The following is a 16162-nucleotide window of genomic DNA, read 5'->3' on the forward strand; positions in this document are numbered from 1 at the left end:
TACGAATTGATCATCATGGCAATTGAGCCTCCAGCGGTCCGCCCAGTACTTTCAGGTACTCCAGCAATGCCCAGCGTTCCTGCGGTTGCAGCAGTCGACCGATCACGCCATTGCCACGCTCGCCGGCGCGGAATTCATGACCGCTGTTGTGGTTGCCGCTAATCCGGGTGTCGAACAGAAAGCCGTTGGTTAAGGCCTCGGTGCGATACCCCAAGTGGCGCGGGTCGTACTCGAGAGTGCCTTTATAGAAGGTGGTGGCGCGTTCATCCTGGGGCGACAGCAGTTGATAAAGACTCGGTACCGAACCGTTGTGCAGAAATGGCGCGGTGGCCCAAACCCCGGCCAATGGTCTGGCCTTGTAAGCGACTTTTTCGCGCACACCGATCGGCAGACCGAAGCCATCAAGTTGTGGCTTTTCCTGAGGGGTAACACCGGCCTCGCGATAAGCGCGGTTTTCGACGAATGCGGTGACGTAAGCCAGGCCCTTGGCCACCGATAGCTGGCTCAGATCCAATGGCTCTTTGGGCGTTGGATGCAGCTTCACATCCATCTGCTCAAGCTCCTTCAGATCCCATTGCAGCGGCGTCAGGTCGAAACGGTGGTTGGCAATGTTGGTCGCTGCATTCGGATCGGTGCCGATCACCTCCACCGGCAGCATGTGCAAATGCTGCACCCAGCGTTCGCCCTCCTGAGTCTTGCTTGGCACGTGGCAACCGGCGCAGTTCTCGGCAAACAGCGCGCGGCCCTTGGCGGCCAGTGGTTTGTCCACCACACCCAAGACATCTTCCGGCCAGGCGGGTGGTTGCAGGTGTTGCAGGGTTTCTTCGATTTTGTGCAGATCACGCACGCGGACACTGGAGGCGTAACGGGCATCGCCCTGCAGTGGCTGGCCATTGCTGTCGAAGAAATTCAACGTGGCGCCGACACCCAGTGCCTCCCCGATATTGCGCGCCATCGGTTGCTGTGCCGAGCCGTTCCATTGCACCCAGTCGAACGTCCACATGTCCCACAGTTGCGGGTAGTCCACCGGGGCGTTAGCCTCCCGGTAGTTGGTGGGGGAGATCGCGTCGCCGAAGGTGGCGTTGGCGATGCGGCCGAACGCATCGGTGCGTCCCGGGCCTTCTTCGGTGGGGTAGAGGCCTCGGTGAGTGTCGTTCCAGGCGACTTTCAGGAACGTGTTCAGAGACGCCTTGAAGTCCTTGCGCAGTTGCTCGTGGCGCGCTTCATAGTCATTGCCCAGCACATTGCGGGCGAAACGCTCGAATTTCCATGGGTTGTAGTAAGTCGAGGTCAGACTGGCGACCAATGCCTGTCCGAAACTGCCGCCGCGCAATGTCGGAACGCTGGAAGGCAAGACATGCTGCGCCGAACCGCCGTCAATCCGCACGGCCTGGTCCTTGAAGCGTAATTCGCCGGTGTGGCAAGCGGCGCAGGTGATATCGAGATATTGCTCGCTACTGCCGGGATTTCGATGGCGGGCGAAACCGACCGGCAGATTGCCAGGGTTGTTCGGTGTGGCTTTCTGTTGCGGATCAACCAGAAAGCCGAAGCGTGCGAGGTATTCCGGGGACGCGAAACGCTGCTGCGAGAAGGGTAACTCCAGCGCCTCGAACCATTCATAACGCAGGCCTTTGACCTGTGTGCCCTGCGGGGTGAAGTAGTAGGTCTGGCGTTCTTCTTCACTCCACTGGTTCAGGTAATGCACCTTTTGGACTGGGGAGTAGAACGGTAATTTCGGGTTGGCGACGTAGTACAAAATCACGGCCAGGCCCAAGCCCAGCAGCACGATGATCAGGGTCAGCACACGGTAGAAGAGGCGCAAGATAAACATCCTTGTCGAGTTGTTGCGCTGTTATGCCTCAGCTGTTGCGGGTGCGGCAAGTGGCCATTACGCCAACTGTCGTAGGAAGTCTCACCAGTCTCTGTCGGGCCAAGATGACAGAAGCTTCATCGTCCCTTTTCCCGAATGCGTTTTAATCCCTGAACTTATCGGACGTTTCCTGCTCTCATGCCGGTAGCCATTGGTCGTGGCGGCCTGATAAGCTCGCGGCTTTACTCGATTGCCCTTTCGGCGCATGAACAAGGAAATAGCATGAAACAGCATCGGTTGGCGGCGGCGGTAGCCCTGGTTAGCCTGGTCCTCGCGGGTTGTGATTCGCAGACCAGCGTAGAGCTGAAAACCCCGGCGCAAAAAGCTTCCTACGGTATCGGCCTGAACATGGGCAAGAGCCTTGCTCAGGAAGGCATGGATGATCTGGACTCCAAAGCGGTAGCCCAGGGCATCGAAGATGCCGTCGGCAAGAAAGAACAGAAGCTGAAAGACGAAGAACTGGTCGAAGCCTTTGCCGCGCTGCAGAAGCGTGCTGAAGAGCGTATGGCCAAGATGAGCGAAGAGTCGGCAGCTGCCGGCAAGAAATTCCTCGAAGAAAACGGCAAGAAGGCCGGCGTGACCACTACTGCATCCGGTCTGCAGTACGAAGTGATCAAGAAAGCCGACGGCCCACAGCCTAAGCCTACCGACGTAGTGACCGTTCACTACACCGGCAAGCTGACCAACGGCACCGTGTTCGACAGCTCCGTTGAGCGTGGCAGCCCGATCGATCTGCCGGTCAGCGGCGTGATCCCGGGTTGGGTTGAAGGTCTGCAACTGATGCACGTTGGTGAGAAGTACAAGCTGTACATCCCTAGCGATCTGGCTTACGGCGCGCAATCGCCAAGCCCGGCGATCCCGGCCAACTCGGTCCTGGTCTTTGACCTGGAACTGCTGGCCATCAAGGATCCAGCCAAAGAAGACGCCGCTGCTGCCAAGTAACAGGCATCGTTAACGGCTTCGCCAACAACGCCTCGCCTATGCGGGGCGTTGTTGCATCTGGACGAAGCTGGCGGTAAACAGAGCGAACGGATGCGGCTCGCAGCAGTCCTAGAGATTGAGGCCGCCAGCGCTAGACGCCCTGAGCTGCCAAGTCAATGAAATATTGGGGTTTTTTATGTGAGTAAAAAACGCCCGATCTGAGCGCGGCCCTTATAAAACGGGGCTTTCAGCGCTGAAATGCAGCTCTGTTCACAAGGTTATCCACAATTTGTGTGGATAACATTTCAACGGGAGAAATAGATGAAAGCGCCGTGGAATTTCGCCCGATTTCTGCCCCTCGCCGGTCGATTGCTGGCGCGTGGACGTCTGCCGACTCTGTTGTTCGCGGTGGCGAGCAAAGGTGCCGCGCAAGGCAATCGCCTTGGCAAACTCAAGGATGATCTGCGTCTGCTCCAGGCACTGTGCCTGGCCTACTGGCGTGGCGAGTATCGGGCCATCAGCCCGAAAGCCATGGTTTCGGTGGTAGCGGGGCTGATGTACTTCCTCAGTCCGGTGGATGCGATCCCGGATTTCATCCCGGTGTTCGGCATGCTCGATGACATCGCGGTTCTGGCTTGGGTGATGAAAACCCTCGACGATGAGCTCAATGCTTTCCGGCTCTGGCGCAGCCGGCAGCAGCCGGAAAAGCTCGCGGTGGTCGAGCGCCTGCCTGATACCCCCGAGCAACTTCAGCTGCAGGGCCCGAAAAAGCCCTGATTCACTTCGCCCGGATACAGATAGATACCCCCCGCGACCTTGGCCGCTGTTAGGATTACACTTCTAGGGAAAAGTGCCGACTCGCTAAGTGTTGTTGTCCTACGGGGTAGTCATGGATATTCAGATAATTGCACGCGATGGCGAACCCGAATATGCGGTTCTGCCATGGGTTCAGTATCAGGCTCTACTGAAAGCAGCAGGCATCAACGAAACAACGCAGCAGCAGGCGCCAGCGCCGGCCGCCGCAACGCCGGACCCGATTCTTCCAGGTCTGGATCAACTACGCAGTTTGCGCGAAGGGAAGGGCATCGCCATCGAGGCGCTGGCCCGCACGGTAGGCATCAGCCCGTCTTATCTGGCCATGATCGAAAGCGGCGAGCGTCAACCTGACGCCGCGATTCGTCGCAGCCTGGCCTGGGAATTGACGGTGCCGGGTTGGAGGGATGAATCGTGAGCGTACGCATCAGTCGTCAACATTGGGACGGATTGCTCGGGGAGCTGGATCAGGCGCGCAGGCAGCGCCATCTGTTGACCTATCGAGCCTTGCTCGAACGTTTGCAACTGCCGACGCCGGCGATGCAGACGCTGACCGCGGCACTTGAGCATCTGGCCGCACTGGACGCCAAGGCCGAGCAGCCATTGCGCAGCTCGCTGGTGATCAGCCAGGGTGCCAGCCGTTTGCCACGTACCGGTTTTTTTGAATGTGTCGAGCGCCTGGGACGCTTTTCCGGGCCATCCGATGGCGTCGCGGCTGCTTCCTGGCATGCGTCGGAAGTGGTCAGGGTTTTCGAATACGAGTACCCGGAATCGGCGGAGGCCTGAGTGTTCTTACGACTCAAGGCGTCGGCCAGTTATTGGTTGGCCCGTAGGCTGTTTCACTGGTCGTGGTTCGTCCGCCAGCCCAGAGGCTGGCGCTGGCTCGAAGGGCAGTTTGCGCGCATGGCCAATCTTGGCGATGTTGGCGCGCAAAGCTTTTATGGGCACATTCTGACGTTTCGCGGTGTTGGCCTGGGTGCCCGTGAAGAGGGTGTGCGGCTATTGCGTCTGGCGGCACTCGCCGGCGATGGCAAAGCGGCCTATCAGGTTGGCGTGATCTGCCTTGCAGGCACCCCGAGCAAGGGGCCGGATCCAGCAGAGGCTGCGCGCTGGTGGACCTTGGCCGCCAAGGCCGGCCACCCGTTGGCCGAACTCAAACTCAAAGAGTTGAGCGCTCGCGATTAAACCCAGTAAATCCATTTGTGTCGGCCTGATAAACGTGGCGTGAGGGAAACCTCACGCCACGTTTTACGTTTATAGCTATACGTTTTGTAGTAACTGGTTTTTTACAGATTAGTCCTACAGCAAACGCCTACTCGCCTGACTTCTTTCCTGGCTGATCCCCCGCAAAGTCCCCGCGCCTAATTTCTGCGCGAGGGAACGCTCATGTTTGATCCGGTTTTTCATTCCACCCTGCCTCGTCGTGTGCGCTGATGGACGCCGTCAGCCGCATCGAGCAGGAACTCGACAGCATCCCCGACACCCTCGACCTCTATCGCCAACAACTTGAGCATTGGTTGAGTCGCGCGGCCGACCAGGTCAGCCACGCGGCCGACCTGCCGTCGCTGATGGGCATGGAGCGGATCATTCGCTTCGGCGATCGCGTCACTGCCGTCAGCACTGGCGACAGTGAGTTTTCCACCAGCGTCGTGCAGTGCCCGAAGAGCGGAGTGCTGGCGATCGAGAGCAAGTTCGAGTCGGTGTACGACATTCCGCTGGGCGACATCGTGGTGGATGTGGTGGCGGTGGATGATGGAAAAACCTCGCCCGTGGCACTGGATGCGCAAGGCCGGGGCACCTTCACCGGTACGCCAGGCAAGTTCTATCGCGTGCAGGTGCACAGCGACGTTACCCCGGAGCAGATCAAGGCGCTGTTCAAGTCCTACGACGGCTTGACCAGTGAGTTGGATGGCTGGCTGCGCAGCGAGTGGCAGGGGTTCAAGCCGCAGTGGTCGCAGTCGGTGGCGACAGCGGCAGGCAACGGCATGCTCGCCGGGAGTTGGGCGGCGATCGAGGGGGTGTGGGACAGCATCGGGATGCTGTCGGACATTCTCAAGGATCCAGGCGCATTTGCCGAGCGGCTGGGAAGCGGCGCGGCTGATCTGATCCGGCTCGCAGAATCAGCTCCGGATGTCATGCAGAAACTGCAGTTGCTGGTCAGTGATGAAGCGGCGCTGTGTTTGCTGTTGCGTGCGGCGAGCCTCTGGTTCGAGATGCTGCCGCCCAGTCAGATCGCCGGCAAAACCGCAGAAACGGCGTCGATGATGATCGTGCAGGTGCTGATCGATGTGTTGATCGGCGTTGTGTTGACATTCGTCGGGGCTGGCGCAGGGATCGCTTATCTGACCCTGCGCCTGGCGGATCGCGCGGCCCAGTTGCTCTCGGTTGTAAAGCGCCTGGTCAAGGCGATTTTCGGCATCGTCAACACGTTCATCCATTACGTCGACCAGTACAAAACCGTTGCCGCGCGGGGTATTGCCGCCGGCGTGAAAAAGGGGCGCATGCAATTGCGCTGGGATGCGAAGCGCAATGCCGCCCTGAAGAAAAACGAGCACCACGATAACGCTCCCGATCAAGCAAAAAACCCCAACGGCGACAGCGCCGATTGCGCGCCGCTGACCTGCACCAACGGCTGTCCGGTGTCGATGGTCACCGGCGAAGAACTCCTGACCCTGAGCGACGGCACGCTCGATGGCTTGCTGCCGTTCGAGTTCACCCGGTTGTACCGCACCAGCGCGGTGGAGATCGATGTCGGGCTGGGGTTTGGCTGGAGTCATTCGCTGGCGCATCGGCTGGAGTTTGATGGCGATGTGGTGGTCTGGGTCGATCACGAGAACCGCCGCACGCGGTTTCCGTTGCCCAGCGTTGAACGGCCGCAGATTCACAACAGCTTGTCGCGGGCGGCGATTTTTCTCGGGAATGAGCCGGAGGAACTGATCCTCGCGCTGGCGGGGGATACGGCGCGGTTTTATCACTTTCGGGCTGGGCGGCTGACGGCGGTCAGTGATGCGTATGGCAATCGTCTGACCGTACAGCGCGATTATTCCGACCGTGTGCAGCGCCTGGATAACGGCGCAGGTCGCTCGCTGCTGTTGCGCTACGACCGGGCGCATCTGGTGGCGGTGGATTACCAGGTGCTTGGGGGCGATGGCTGGCGCAACGAGCAAACGTTGGTCAGTTATTGCTACGACGCCCGCCAGCGTTTGTTGGCCGCGACCAACGCCGTCGGTGACAGCGAGCGCTACGACTACGACGATCAGCACGTCATCCTGCAGCGGCAACTGACCGGCGGCGCGAGTTTCTTCTGGGAGTGGGAGCGTGCCGGCAAAGCGGCGCGCTGCGTGCGGCACTGGGCGTCGTTCTCGCAGATGGACACGCGGTATGTCTGGGACGACGACGGCCGTGTCGCGGTGCATTACGTCGATGGCACCGAAGAGGTTTACGTCCACGATGACAGCGCACGGCTGGTGCGCAAGGTCGAGGCCGATGGCGGTGAGCACCTCAAGGCTTATGACGCTGCGGGCCGCTTGATCGCCGAGCAGGATCCGCTCGGTGCGGTCACCGAATACCGCTACGACGACGTCGGACGGCTGATCGCGCTGCTTCCGCCGGAAGACGAGCCAACGTCCTACGAGTACCGCAACGGTTTCCTGCACAGTCGTTCTCGCGGTGAGGCGGTGTGGACATTCCGGCGCAACGCTGAAGGGGATGTCACCGAAGCAGTCGATCCCGACGGCCAGGTCACCCATTACTACTACAACGTTCGCGGGCAGTTGCTGTCGATCCGCTATCCGGACACCAGTCGGCACATTTTTGTCTGGAACGACCTCGGCCAACTGATCGAAGAAACCCTGCCCGCTGGCGGTGTGCGGCGTTTTTCCTACGATGCGCTGGGACGGCGGACGACCTCTTGCGACGAACACGGTGCGATCACCCGTCAGCAGTGGGACACCGTTGGTCGACGGGTTCAGACGACCTCTCCTACAGGTGCCACCCGCGCCTACAGCTACGGCGCTTACGGCCAAATCACCGCCGAGCGCGACGAACTCGGGCGCATCACCCGCTACGAGTATGACGACGACCTGCACCTGGTCTCGCGCAAGATCAATCCCGACGGCACGCGGGTGCAATACTGCTACGACCATGCGCAACTGCTGCTAACGGAAATCGAGAACGAGTCCGGGGAAAAGTACCGACTGGACTACACGCCGAGCGGATTGATCCGACAGGAAACCGGCTTCGACGGCCGGCGCACCGCTTACGCCTACGATCGCAACGGGCACCTGCTGGAAAAGACCGAGTTCGGCGATGACGGCTCAATGCTGGTCACCGCTTACCAGCGTGATGCGGCCGGGCGTCTGCTGCTGAAAACCCTGCCCGACGGGGTTCAGGTGGCTTACCGCTACGATCGCCTGGGGCGGTTGACCGGTGTCGATGACGGCCAGAAACATCCACTGGCCTTCGCATACGATCTGCAAGACCGGCTGATCACCGAGCATCAGGGCTGGGGCACTTTGCGGTATGCCTATGACGCCTGCGGCCAGCTCAAGCGCCAGCGTCTGCCGGACAACAGCAAGCTCGATTATCACTACGCCAAGGGCGGTGCGCTGACCGCCATCGACCTCAATGGCGCACGGCTGACCAGCCATGTCTACCAGTGCGGTCGCGAACAACAACGCCAGCAAGGCCTGCTGCTCAGCGACTATGCCTACGACGATCAGGGTCGTTTGCTGGCCCACGCTGTAGGCCATCAGCACGACTCGCTGTATCGCCGCGACTATGCCTACAGTGCCAACGGCAATCTGGAGCACATTGCCGACAGCCGTCACGGCCAGCGCACCTACGCCTACGATGCCCTCGACCGTTTGATCCGCGTGCGTCACTCGCGTGACGAACTGCCCGAGTCCTTCGCCCACGACCCCGCTGGCAACCTGCTGATGCAGGACCGCCCCGGTCCCACCCGGATCAAGGGCAACCGCCTGCTGATGCAAGGCGACCGACACTACGACTACGACGCCTTTGGCAACCTGATCCGCGAGCGTCGTGGCCGCGACCAGCAACTCGTTACCGAGTACCGCTACGACTGCCAGCACCGCCTGATCAGCCTGACCCGCCCCGACGGCCAAACCGCGACCTATCAATACGACGCCTTCGGCCGACGCATCCGCAAGACCGTCGATGGGCAGAGCACTGAGTTCTTCTGGCAAGGCGACCACCTCGTCGCCGAGAGCAGCAAAACCCACCACCGCAGCTACGTCTACGAACCCGGCACCTTCCGGCCGCTGGCGCTGCTCGACGGCAAAGGCCCGAAACGCGCCTGCCCGTTCTACTACCAACTCGACCACCTCGGCACCCCGCAGGAACTCACCGACTACAGCGGCGAAATCGTCTGGTCCGCGCAGTACGACGCCTACGGCAAAGTCGCCGCCATCACCCTCGCCGGCGAGGACTATCTCGACCAGCCGCTGCGGTTTCAGGGGCAGTATTTCGACGCGGAAAGTGGGCTGCATTACAACCGGCATCGGTATTACGACCCGCGGTTGGGGCGGTATCTGACGCCGGATCCCATCAAGCTGGCTGGTGGGTTTAATCAGTACCGGTACGTGCCGAATCCGACGGGGTGGGTGGATCCGTTGGGGTTGAGCTCGAACTGTCCGCCGCCGAATAGGCCGGGTTGTGCGGTGCCGGATGGGGTGGGCGGTTCGGCTGTTGATGAAGGCGAGCCACAGCTGCCGCGAATGACAGCGCAGGAACAGCGGGCGAAGATTGATGAGTTGGCAGAGGCGAATGCGAAGAGGCGAGTGAATGAATACGAGTCTTTATACCAAATGCATACTGTCGCTAAACATAATCCGGAAATTCCGGATCACGCGCTCAAGCAAAGATCCATTGATGGCAGTCATCCCACAATAAGTGGAGCACGGGAGAGGGTAAATTCGAGCTCTCAGTTCAAGAGTTGGCGGCTACAGCTCCATGCTATCAACGACGCTGTTTCCAGAATGAACCGAACTCCCCCTGCTCCTACAGGATTTACATCACAAGGGGACCCGGTGGTGAGGAAAGAGATGCCGAATGGTGGCAGAGGATATAAGCCCAATAGAAGAGATCAACAAAATCCACGATATGTAGATGAGTTGAATTATTCTGAAGTGCGGTTTCGCAGACAAAATATTAATAGCCCTTACACAGCTTTCCCGGATTAGGAGTGTTTTATGTTGATGTCGCCGGGAGTGAATCTTCCGTTTACTCCCCAGCTTTCTTATTGGCTTGGTGGGATAGGAACCTATGATCGGGAGGAAACATTGGGGGTGGCCCTATCTATTTACGACCCCAATGACGCACTCGATAGAGAGGTCGTTATAAGGAGGTTTATTTTAGATAGTTTTTTTGGATATACATATAGACATAAATTTTTGATGGTTAAAGTTCTTGAAGAAGCTTTGAGTTCGCCATGTTTTGATTTTTCAAAATTATTTGAAGATGACTATGACTCGAATACATGTGTTGCGTGGGATGAAACGATGGTAGACGATCCGCGTGGCTTTTTTGAAGATATATATAGATTGGCAGTTGAGCAGTGGCATGAAGAACTAAAAAAAGCACGTGCGGAGAATCAGTCGTCTTGGTAGATCGAGGGTAAGCCCGCTCCCACAGGGAATTGTGTCTGCTGGGGAATCAGCGTTGGCCAATCAGTTGCGGCAGTTGAAGGTCGGCAGCAGCAAGACTATCAATCACATGCACGCTATACCCCGGAACATTCTTCGCATGATGTTTCGCCTGTGAAGCCATTTCCGCCAGTTGACTCGCATCCAGTTCTGCGCAAGCCGTGGGGTGCAAGTGGACTACGCCGATCGATAACGAGAGCAACGGAAACTCCTGCCGAATCCCCTGCCGGTTCGGCGCGATGAAGCAGCCGGCTTCTAGGTGTTCCGGGCGATAGAAGCGCCGGCATTGGCTTTGGAAGTCGTCGAGCAACTGGTTGAGGCGTTTGCGCCAGTCTTCCGGGCCGAGCACCAGCAGGAAGTCGTCGCCGCCGATGTGGCCGACGAAGTCGCGGGACGGGTCGACGCGTTCGTTGAGGCATTGTGCCAGGCACAGCAGGACTTCGTCGCCACGGCCGTAGCCGTAGATGTCGTTGAAGGGTTTGAAGCTGTCGATGTCGACGTAGCAGATGATCGATTCGCGGCCCTGTTGCAGCAGGCGGGTCAGGCATTGCTGGATAGGCACGTTGCCGGGCAGCAGGGTCAGCGGATTGGCGTATCGCGCCTGTTGGATTTTCAGTTCGGTGATCAGTTTGAGGACGTCGATCACCCGACCGAGGCCGAGATAACCGCCGTTGAGGGTGATGATGAAATCTTCTTCGATGCGTTGCCGGGCGCGGCTGGTGATCAGGCGGCTGACCTGTTGCAGCGACTGGCTCATCTCCACGGCGAGGAAGTCGTCGTTCATCAGGCGGCTGATCGGCTTGCGGGCGAACAGGTCGGTGGCAAACGGCTTGAGCAAGGCGTCGGACAGCGAATGGCGATGGACGATGCCGCACGGCTGGCCCTGTTCATCGAGCACCGCCAGTGAGTTCAGATTGGCCTGGCGGCGGAAGGCTTCCAATACGGTGGCAGTCGGTGTGTCGCGATGCACCGCCGGTTGGTCATTGAGCAGGGCGCTGAGGTCGCTGCCCTCGTCGTTCAGCGCTACGGCGCTGCTGTCGTGTTTTGGCATCAGGGCCCGGGCATCGCGGGGTGGATGCTCCTGAGGGCGAGCGAGCAGGTAACCCTGCACCAGATCGACGCCCATCTCGGTCAGCACCGCCAGTTCCTCTGGCAACTCGATCCCCTCGGCAATCACCTGTGCCCGTGACGCCTTGGCGATTTGCAGGATCGAGCCGACGAACTCGCGTTTCAACGCGTCCTGATGGATGCCGTCGATGAAGTGACGGTCGATTTTCACATAGTCCGGACGCAGCTCCGACCATAGACGCAAGCTCGAATAGCCGGCACCCAAGTCATCCAGTGCAATCGAAAAGCCCATCGCCCGATAGTGATGCAGCGCGGTTTGCAGCAACTGGAAATCGTCGATTGGCGTCTGTTCGGTGAGTTCGATCACCACCTGGCTTGGTGGAATACCGAAGTCCTGCAGCAGTTGCAGGGTCCGCCCCGGTTGGTGCGCGGCTTCAAGCAGGGATTCCGGTGAAACGTTGAGGAACAACTTGCCCGGCAATTGCTGCTCGTTGAAACGACGGCAGGCAGACTGGCGGCAGGCAATTTCCAGTTCGCTCAAACGACCGGCCTGACGGGCCACGGCGAACAGCGCGATAGGCGAGTGCAAAGGGCTATTGGACGGGCCACGGGTGAGGGCTTCGTAACCGAGAATACGACGTTCGGAAAGACAAATGATCGGCTGGAACAGACTGTGCAAACCGCTTTGAGTCAGGATCGAGCTCAAGGCACTCAGCTGTTCGGTCGTGGTCATGGCTATCTCTGGCGATAAAAAAAGGACCGGGAGCGCTCTTGCTTGAAGAGACGCTCCCAGTCCTTTATTTCACGACAGAATGATGACTGTTTGATGACGCTCCGAGGAGCGCCAACACTAAATTGCCATCATCTTACTTCTTGGCCACCTGATTACTCAGTTTCAGGTAATCCAGCAGCACGCGCCCGGTTTCGGCCAGGTAGGCGTCGTCCTCTGGTTTGACCTTGTCCGGCTCGGCTGCCGCGAGGGCGTCGTCGTCTTCTTTCTTCAGCTCTTTCAGCGGTTCTTCGCCTTTGGCTTTGCGACGGATGTTTTCCATCGCCAGTTGCTTGGCATCAATGTCCGCGTGCTGGGCACGGCGCTCGGCTTCGTTGAGGCTGACGGTTTTTTCTTCCATCAGCTTCTGCGCCAGGGCCAGCTTGTCGCGAATGAACACGAACTCGGCATCTTTGGCGCTACGTGCGTCATGCTCGGACTTGAGCTGCGCCAGGTACGGCTTGAACGGATCGACCGCAGGCTTGATCGCTGCCTTGATGGTGTCCCACGGCATGGCTTCCGGCAGGGCGCTTTCGCCGATTTCCTTGGTGTCGATGATCGACGGATAATCGATGTCTGGCAGCACGCCCTGATGCTGGGTGCTCTGCCCGGAAACCCGGTAGAACTTGGCCAGGGTCAGTTTCAGTTCGCCGTGGTTCAGCGGCTGAATGGTCTGCACGGTGCCTTTGCCGAAGGTCTGGCCACCGATGATCAGTGCTCGATGGTAGTCCTGCATGGCGCCGGCAAAGATCTCCGAAGCCGAGGCGGACAGGCGATTGACCAACAGCGCCATCGGGCCTTTGTAGAACGCGCCCGGGTTTTCATCTTCAAGCACATCGACGCGGCCATCGGCATTACGCACGAGTACGGTCGGGCCCTTGTCGATGAACAGGCTGGTCAGCTCGGTAGCTTCCTGCAAGGAACCGCCGCCGTTGTTGCGCAGGTCGATGACCACGCCGTCGACTTTCTCTTTCTGCAGTTCGGTCAGCAGCTTCTTGACGTCACGGGTGGTGCTCTTGTAGTCCGGATCACCGGCACGGAACGCCTTGAAGTCGAGGTAGAAGGCCGGGATCTCGATGATGCCGAGCTTGTAGTCCTTGCCATCCTGTTTCAGGCTGAGGATCGATTTCTTCACCGCCTGATCTTCAAGCTTCACCGATTCGCGAGTGATCGGCACGATCTTGCTGGTCTGGTCGTTCGGCGCATTGCTGGCCGGAATCACTTCCAGACGCACCACGGTGCCTTTCGGGCCGCGGATCAGCTTGACCACTTCGTCCAGGCGCCAGCCCACCACGTCGACCATCTCTTTGTTGCCCTGGGCAACGCCGATGATCTTGTCCGCCGGTGCAACCTGCTTGGTCTTGTCGGCCGGGCCTGCCGGCACCAGACGCACGACTTTCACCTGATCGTTGTCGCTCTGCAACACGGCGCCGATGCCCTCGAGGGACAGGCTCATGTTGATGTCGAAGTTCTCCGCGCTATCCGGCGACAGATAGTTGGTGTGCGGATCGTAGGACATGGCGAAGGTGTTGATGTACGCCTGGAAGATGTCTTCCGCGCGTGTCTGATCGAGGCGCGCCAATTGGTTCTTGTAGCGCTTGGTCAGGGTGTCCTGAATCTGCTTGGAATCCTTGCCGGCGATCTTCTGCCGCAGCACTTCGTCCTTGACGCGTTTGCGCCACAGGTCGTCCAGTTCAGCCGTGGATTTGAGCCAAGGGGCGTCCTTGCGATCGATCAGCAAGGTCTCCTTGGTGGTGAAATCCATCTTGTCGACGCCCTTGTTCAGCTCCGCAATGGCGAAGTCCAGACGCGCCTTGACGCGGTCCAGATAGCGTTTGTAGATGGTAAACCCGGCGTTGAGGTCGCCGCTTTTGAGGAAGTCGTCGAACTGGGTCTTCCACTTGTCGAATTCGGCGATGTCGCTGGCCAGGAAGTAGCTGCGCGACGGGTCCAGCAGCTTGATGTAGCTGTCGTAGATGATCACCGAGCGCGCATCGTCGAGCGGCGGCTTGCTGTAGTGGTGACGCTTGAGCAACTCGACGACATTGAGACTGGCGATGACTTCGTCGCGATCAGGCTGCAAGTTGTCCCAGCTGTTGGCTGCGAATGTGTTGCCCGACATCGGCAACAAACCGATACCGATGAAAAGAGCGAGGGCGGTGCTGGGGAGCAAATGCTTCATGCTGATTCGACGCGGGGACAATTGATAACGCATATTAGGCCGTCTTTGAAGTCGCCGGTTCTACGAGAGCCGGTCGCATAATGCAAAAAGCCCGGCGCTACAGCTTCGGGCTCAGTCCAGACTCACTATGGAGGCACTGTGAAGGCATTGCAAGGCGTTGAAGGGCAAGTGGCATGGGTTGAAGAGCCGAGTCCGGCATGTGATGTAGGACAAGTGCGCATCCGCGTGGCGGCTGCCGGCCTCAATCGCGCCGATTTATTACAGAAAGCCGGGCTTTATCCACCGCCGCCTGGCGCCAGTCAGGTGCTCGGTCTGGAGTGCTCCGGGGTGATCAGCGAGGTCGGCGCCGGCTCGTCCTGGCAAGTCGGCGACCGGGTCTGCGCCTTGCTGGCCGGTGGCGGGATGGCTGAAGAGGTAGTCGTCGACGGACGGCATGTGCTGCCGGTGCCCGAGGGCGTTTCATTGATCGAGGCCGCGGCATTACCCGAGGTTTATGCAACGGTCTGGCTGAACGTATTTCAGCTCGCAGCGCTGAAACCCGGTGAAAAAGTTCTCCTGCATGCCGGCGCAAGTGGAATTGGTTCAGCCGCCATTCAGCTGTGCAAGGCATTCGGCAATCCATGCTGGGTCAGCGTCGGGTCTGCCGAGCGATTGGCCTACTGCGAGGCGCTGGGGGCCCAGGGTGGGGTGGTGCGCACCGATGATCTGGAGAGCCTGCGCGACCTCGGGCCGTTTGACGTGATTCTTGATCCGGTCGGCGGCAATTATGCGGCGCTGAATCTCAAGTTGACGGCGCTGGACGGGCGCTGGGTGCTGATCGGTTTGATGGGCGGACGAGAGGCCAAGCTGGATCTGGCACAGGTGCTGGCCAAGCGTGTGCAGTTGCTCGGTTCGACGCTGCGCAGTCGCGATGATCAGTTCAAGGCCGACCTGTTGAGTGACCTGAGCCAGCATGTGTGGCCGTTGTTTGCCGAAGGGCGGTTGCGTCCGCAACTGGCGAAGACTTTCCCGGTGAAGGATGCCGAAGCGGCGTTTGCCGAGCTGGCGAGCAATACGGTTTCGGGGAAAGTGGTGCTGGTGATTGACGACAGCCTGAGCTGAGGACTCTGAAAAACCTGTGTGGGAGCGGGCTTGCTCGCGAAAGCGGTGAATCAGACACGAATTTATCGACTGACACTCCGCCTTCGCGAGCAAGCCCGCTCCCACAGTTGGATCTATGTTTACTTCCAGAGATGGATCGGCCAGCCCGCCTGCTCGGCATGCTCCAGCAGCACCGGATCGGGATTCACCACATGCGGGAAATCCACTTTCAGCAGCAACGGCAAATCGTTGCGTGAGTCGGAGTAGAAACTCGCGCCTTCCAGATTCTCTTCCTCGGCATCCAGCCATTCCAGCAGGCGGGTGATCTTGCCTTCGCGGTAGGTCAGCGTGCCGACGGTCTGGCCGCTGTAAACGCCGTGCGCGACTTCAAGTTCGATGCCCAGAATCTCGTCGATACCCAGGCGCTCGGCGATCGGTTTGACCAGGTGTGTACCCGAGGCCGAGATCACCAGAATCCGGTCGCCGGCCTTGCGGTGGGCGGCGATGGTTTTGGTCGCGTCGCTGAAGATGATCGGTTCGATGAAATCTTCGACCCACGGGCCGACCAGGTGGTCGACTTCTTCCGGGGTGCGGCCGATCAGCGGTTCGAGGCTGAACGCCATGAACTCTTCCATACGCAATTTGCCATGGCTGTAGGCGTCCATCAGCTCGTTGTTCTTGCGCATGAACGACTCGCGATCGACCCAGCCCAGGCGCCCCATCTGTTCGCTCCAGAGGGTGGCGCAGTCGCCGTGGATGAGGGTTTCGTCCAGATCAAAAATTGCCAGGGCCAT

General features: G+C 59.4%; 12 protein-coding genes. 8 read left to right on the forward strand and 4 right to left on the reverse strand.

Annotated features, from left to right (window positions below; genetic code table 11):
* Window positions 1-13 precede the first annotated feature (13 nt).
* The gene (locus tag V9L13_RS01140; RefSeq protein WP_338801215.1) at window positions 14-1822 is read right to left on the reverse strand and encodes a di-heme-cytochrome C peroxidase; all 1809 of its coding nucleotides are present in this window, start codon (window positions 1820-1822) and stop codon (window positions 14-16) included.
* Window positions 1823-2092: 270 nt separating this feature from the next.
* Here V9L13_RS01140 and V9L13_RS01145 point away from each other — a divergent pair, with 270 nt between their 5' ends.
* From V9L13_RS01145 to V9L13_RS01175, 7 genes are all read left to right on the forward strand, one after another.
* Complete coding sequence (locus V9L13_RS01145) at window positions 2093-2812, forward strand: FKBP-type peptidyl-prolyl cis-trans isomerase (protein ID WP_003223103.1); 720 nt, start codon at window positions 2093-2095, stop codon at window positions 2810-2812.
* Window positions 2813-3112: 300 nt separating this feature from the next.
* Window positions 3113-3568, forward strand: a complete 456-nt coding sequence (locus V9L13_RS01150; protein ID WP_003223105.1) for a YkvA family protein — start codon at window positions 3113-3115, stop codon at window positions 3566-3568.
* Window positions 3569-3680: 112 nt separating this feature from the next.
* Window positions 3681-4022, forward strand: a complete 342-nt coding sequence (locus V9L13_RS01155; protein ID WP_338801216.1) for a helix-turn-helix transcriptional regulator — start codon at window positions 3681-3683, stop codon at window positions 4020-4022.
* On the forward strand, window positions 4019-4390 hold the full coding sequence (locus V9L13_RS01160) for a hypothetical protein (protein WP_003223109.1): 372 nt from the start codon (window positions 4019-4021) through the stop codon (window positions 4388-4390). The genes V9L13_RS01155 and V9L13_RS01160 overlap by 4 nt, the downstream gene beginning before the upstream one ends.
* A complete protein-coding gene (locus V9L13_RS01165) occupies window positions 4391-4789 on the forward strand; it encodes a sel1 repeat family protein (protein ID WP_103483772.1) in 399 nt (132 codons plus the stop codon).
* Between the two features lie 248 nt (window positions 4790-5037).
* Window positions 5038-9807 (forward strand): RHS repeat-associated core domain-containing protein, encoded by a 4770-nt coding sequence (locus V9L13_RS01170; protein WP_338801220.1) that lies wholly within the window; start codon window positions 5038-5040, stop codon window positions 9805-9807.
* Between the two features lie 9 nt (window positions 9808-9816).
* Complete coding sequence (locus tag V9L13_RS01175) at window positions 9817-10233, forward strand: hypothetical protein (protein WP_003223115.1); 417 nt, start codon at window positions 9817-9819, stop codon at window positions 10231-10233.
* 46 nt (window positions 10234-10279) lie between these two features.
* Here V9L13_RS01175 and V9L13_RS01180 read toward each other — a convergent pair whose 3' ends face one another.
* Together V9L13_RS01180 and V9L13_RS01185 are read right to left on the reverse strand one after the other, a co-directional pair.
* Entirely contained in the window at window positions 10280-12070 is a 1791-nt protein-coding gene (locus tag V9L13_RS01180; protein WP_338801221.1) for a bifunctional diguanylate cyclase/phosphodiesterase, read from the reverse strand.
* 133 nt (window positions 12071-12203) lie between these two features.
* Window positions 12204-14288, reverse strand: coding sequence for a carboxy terminal-processing peptidase (locus V9L13_RS01185; protein WP_226500389.1), 2085 nt, complete (start codon window positions 14286-14288; stop codon window positions 12204-12206).
* A 138-nt stretch (window positions 14289-14426) separates the two neighbouring features.
* Between V9L13_RS01185 and V9L13_RS01190 the strand changes: the two genes are divergently transcribed.
* Window positions 14427-15389 (forward strand): zinc-binding dehydrogenase, encoded by a 963-nt coding sequence (locus V9L13_RS01190; RefSeq protein ID WP_201138339.1) that lies wholly within the window; start codon window positions 14427-14429, stop codon window positions 15387-15389.
* Window positions 15390-15508: 119 nt separating this feature from the next.
* On the opposite strand, the gene V9L13_RS01195 is transcribed toward V9L13_RS01190, so the two are convergent.
* A complete protein-coding gene (locus tag V9L13_RS01195) occupies window positions 15509-16162 on the reverse strand; it encodes an HAD family hydrolase (protein ID WP_338801223.1) in 654 nt (217 codons plus the stop codon).

Origin of the sequence: Pseudomonas sp. RSB 5.4, assembly GCF_037126175.1 — a bacterium.
Taxonomy (GTDB): domain Bacteria; phylum Pseudomonadota; class Gammaproteobacteria; order Pseudomonadales; family Pseudomonadaceae; genus Aquipseudomonas; species Aquipseudomonas fluorescens_H.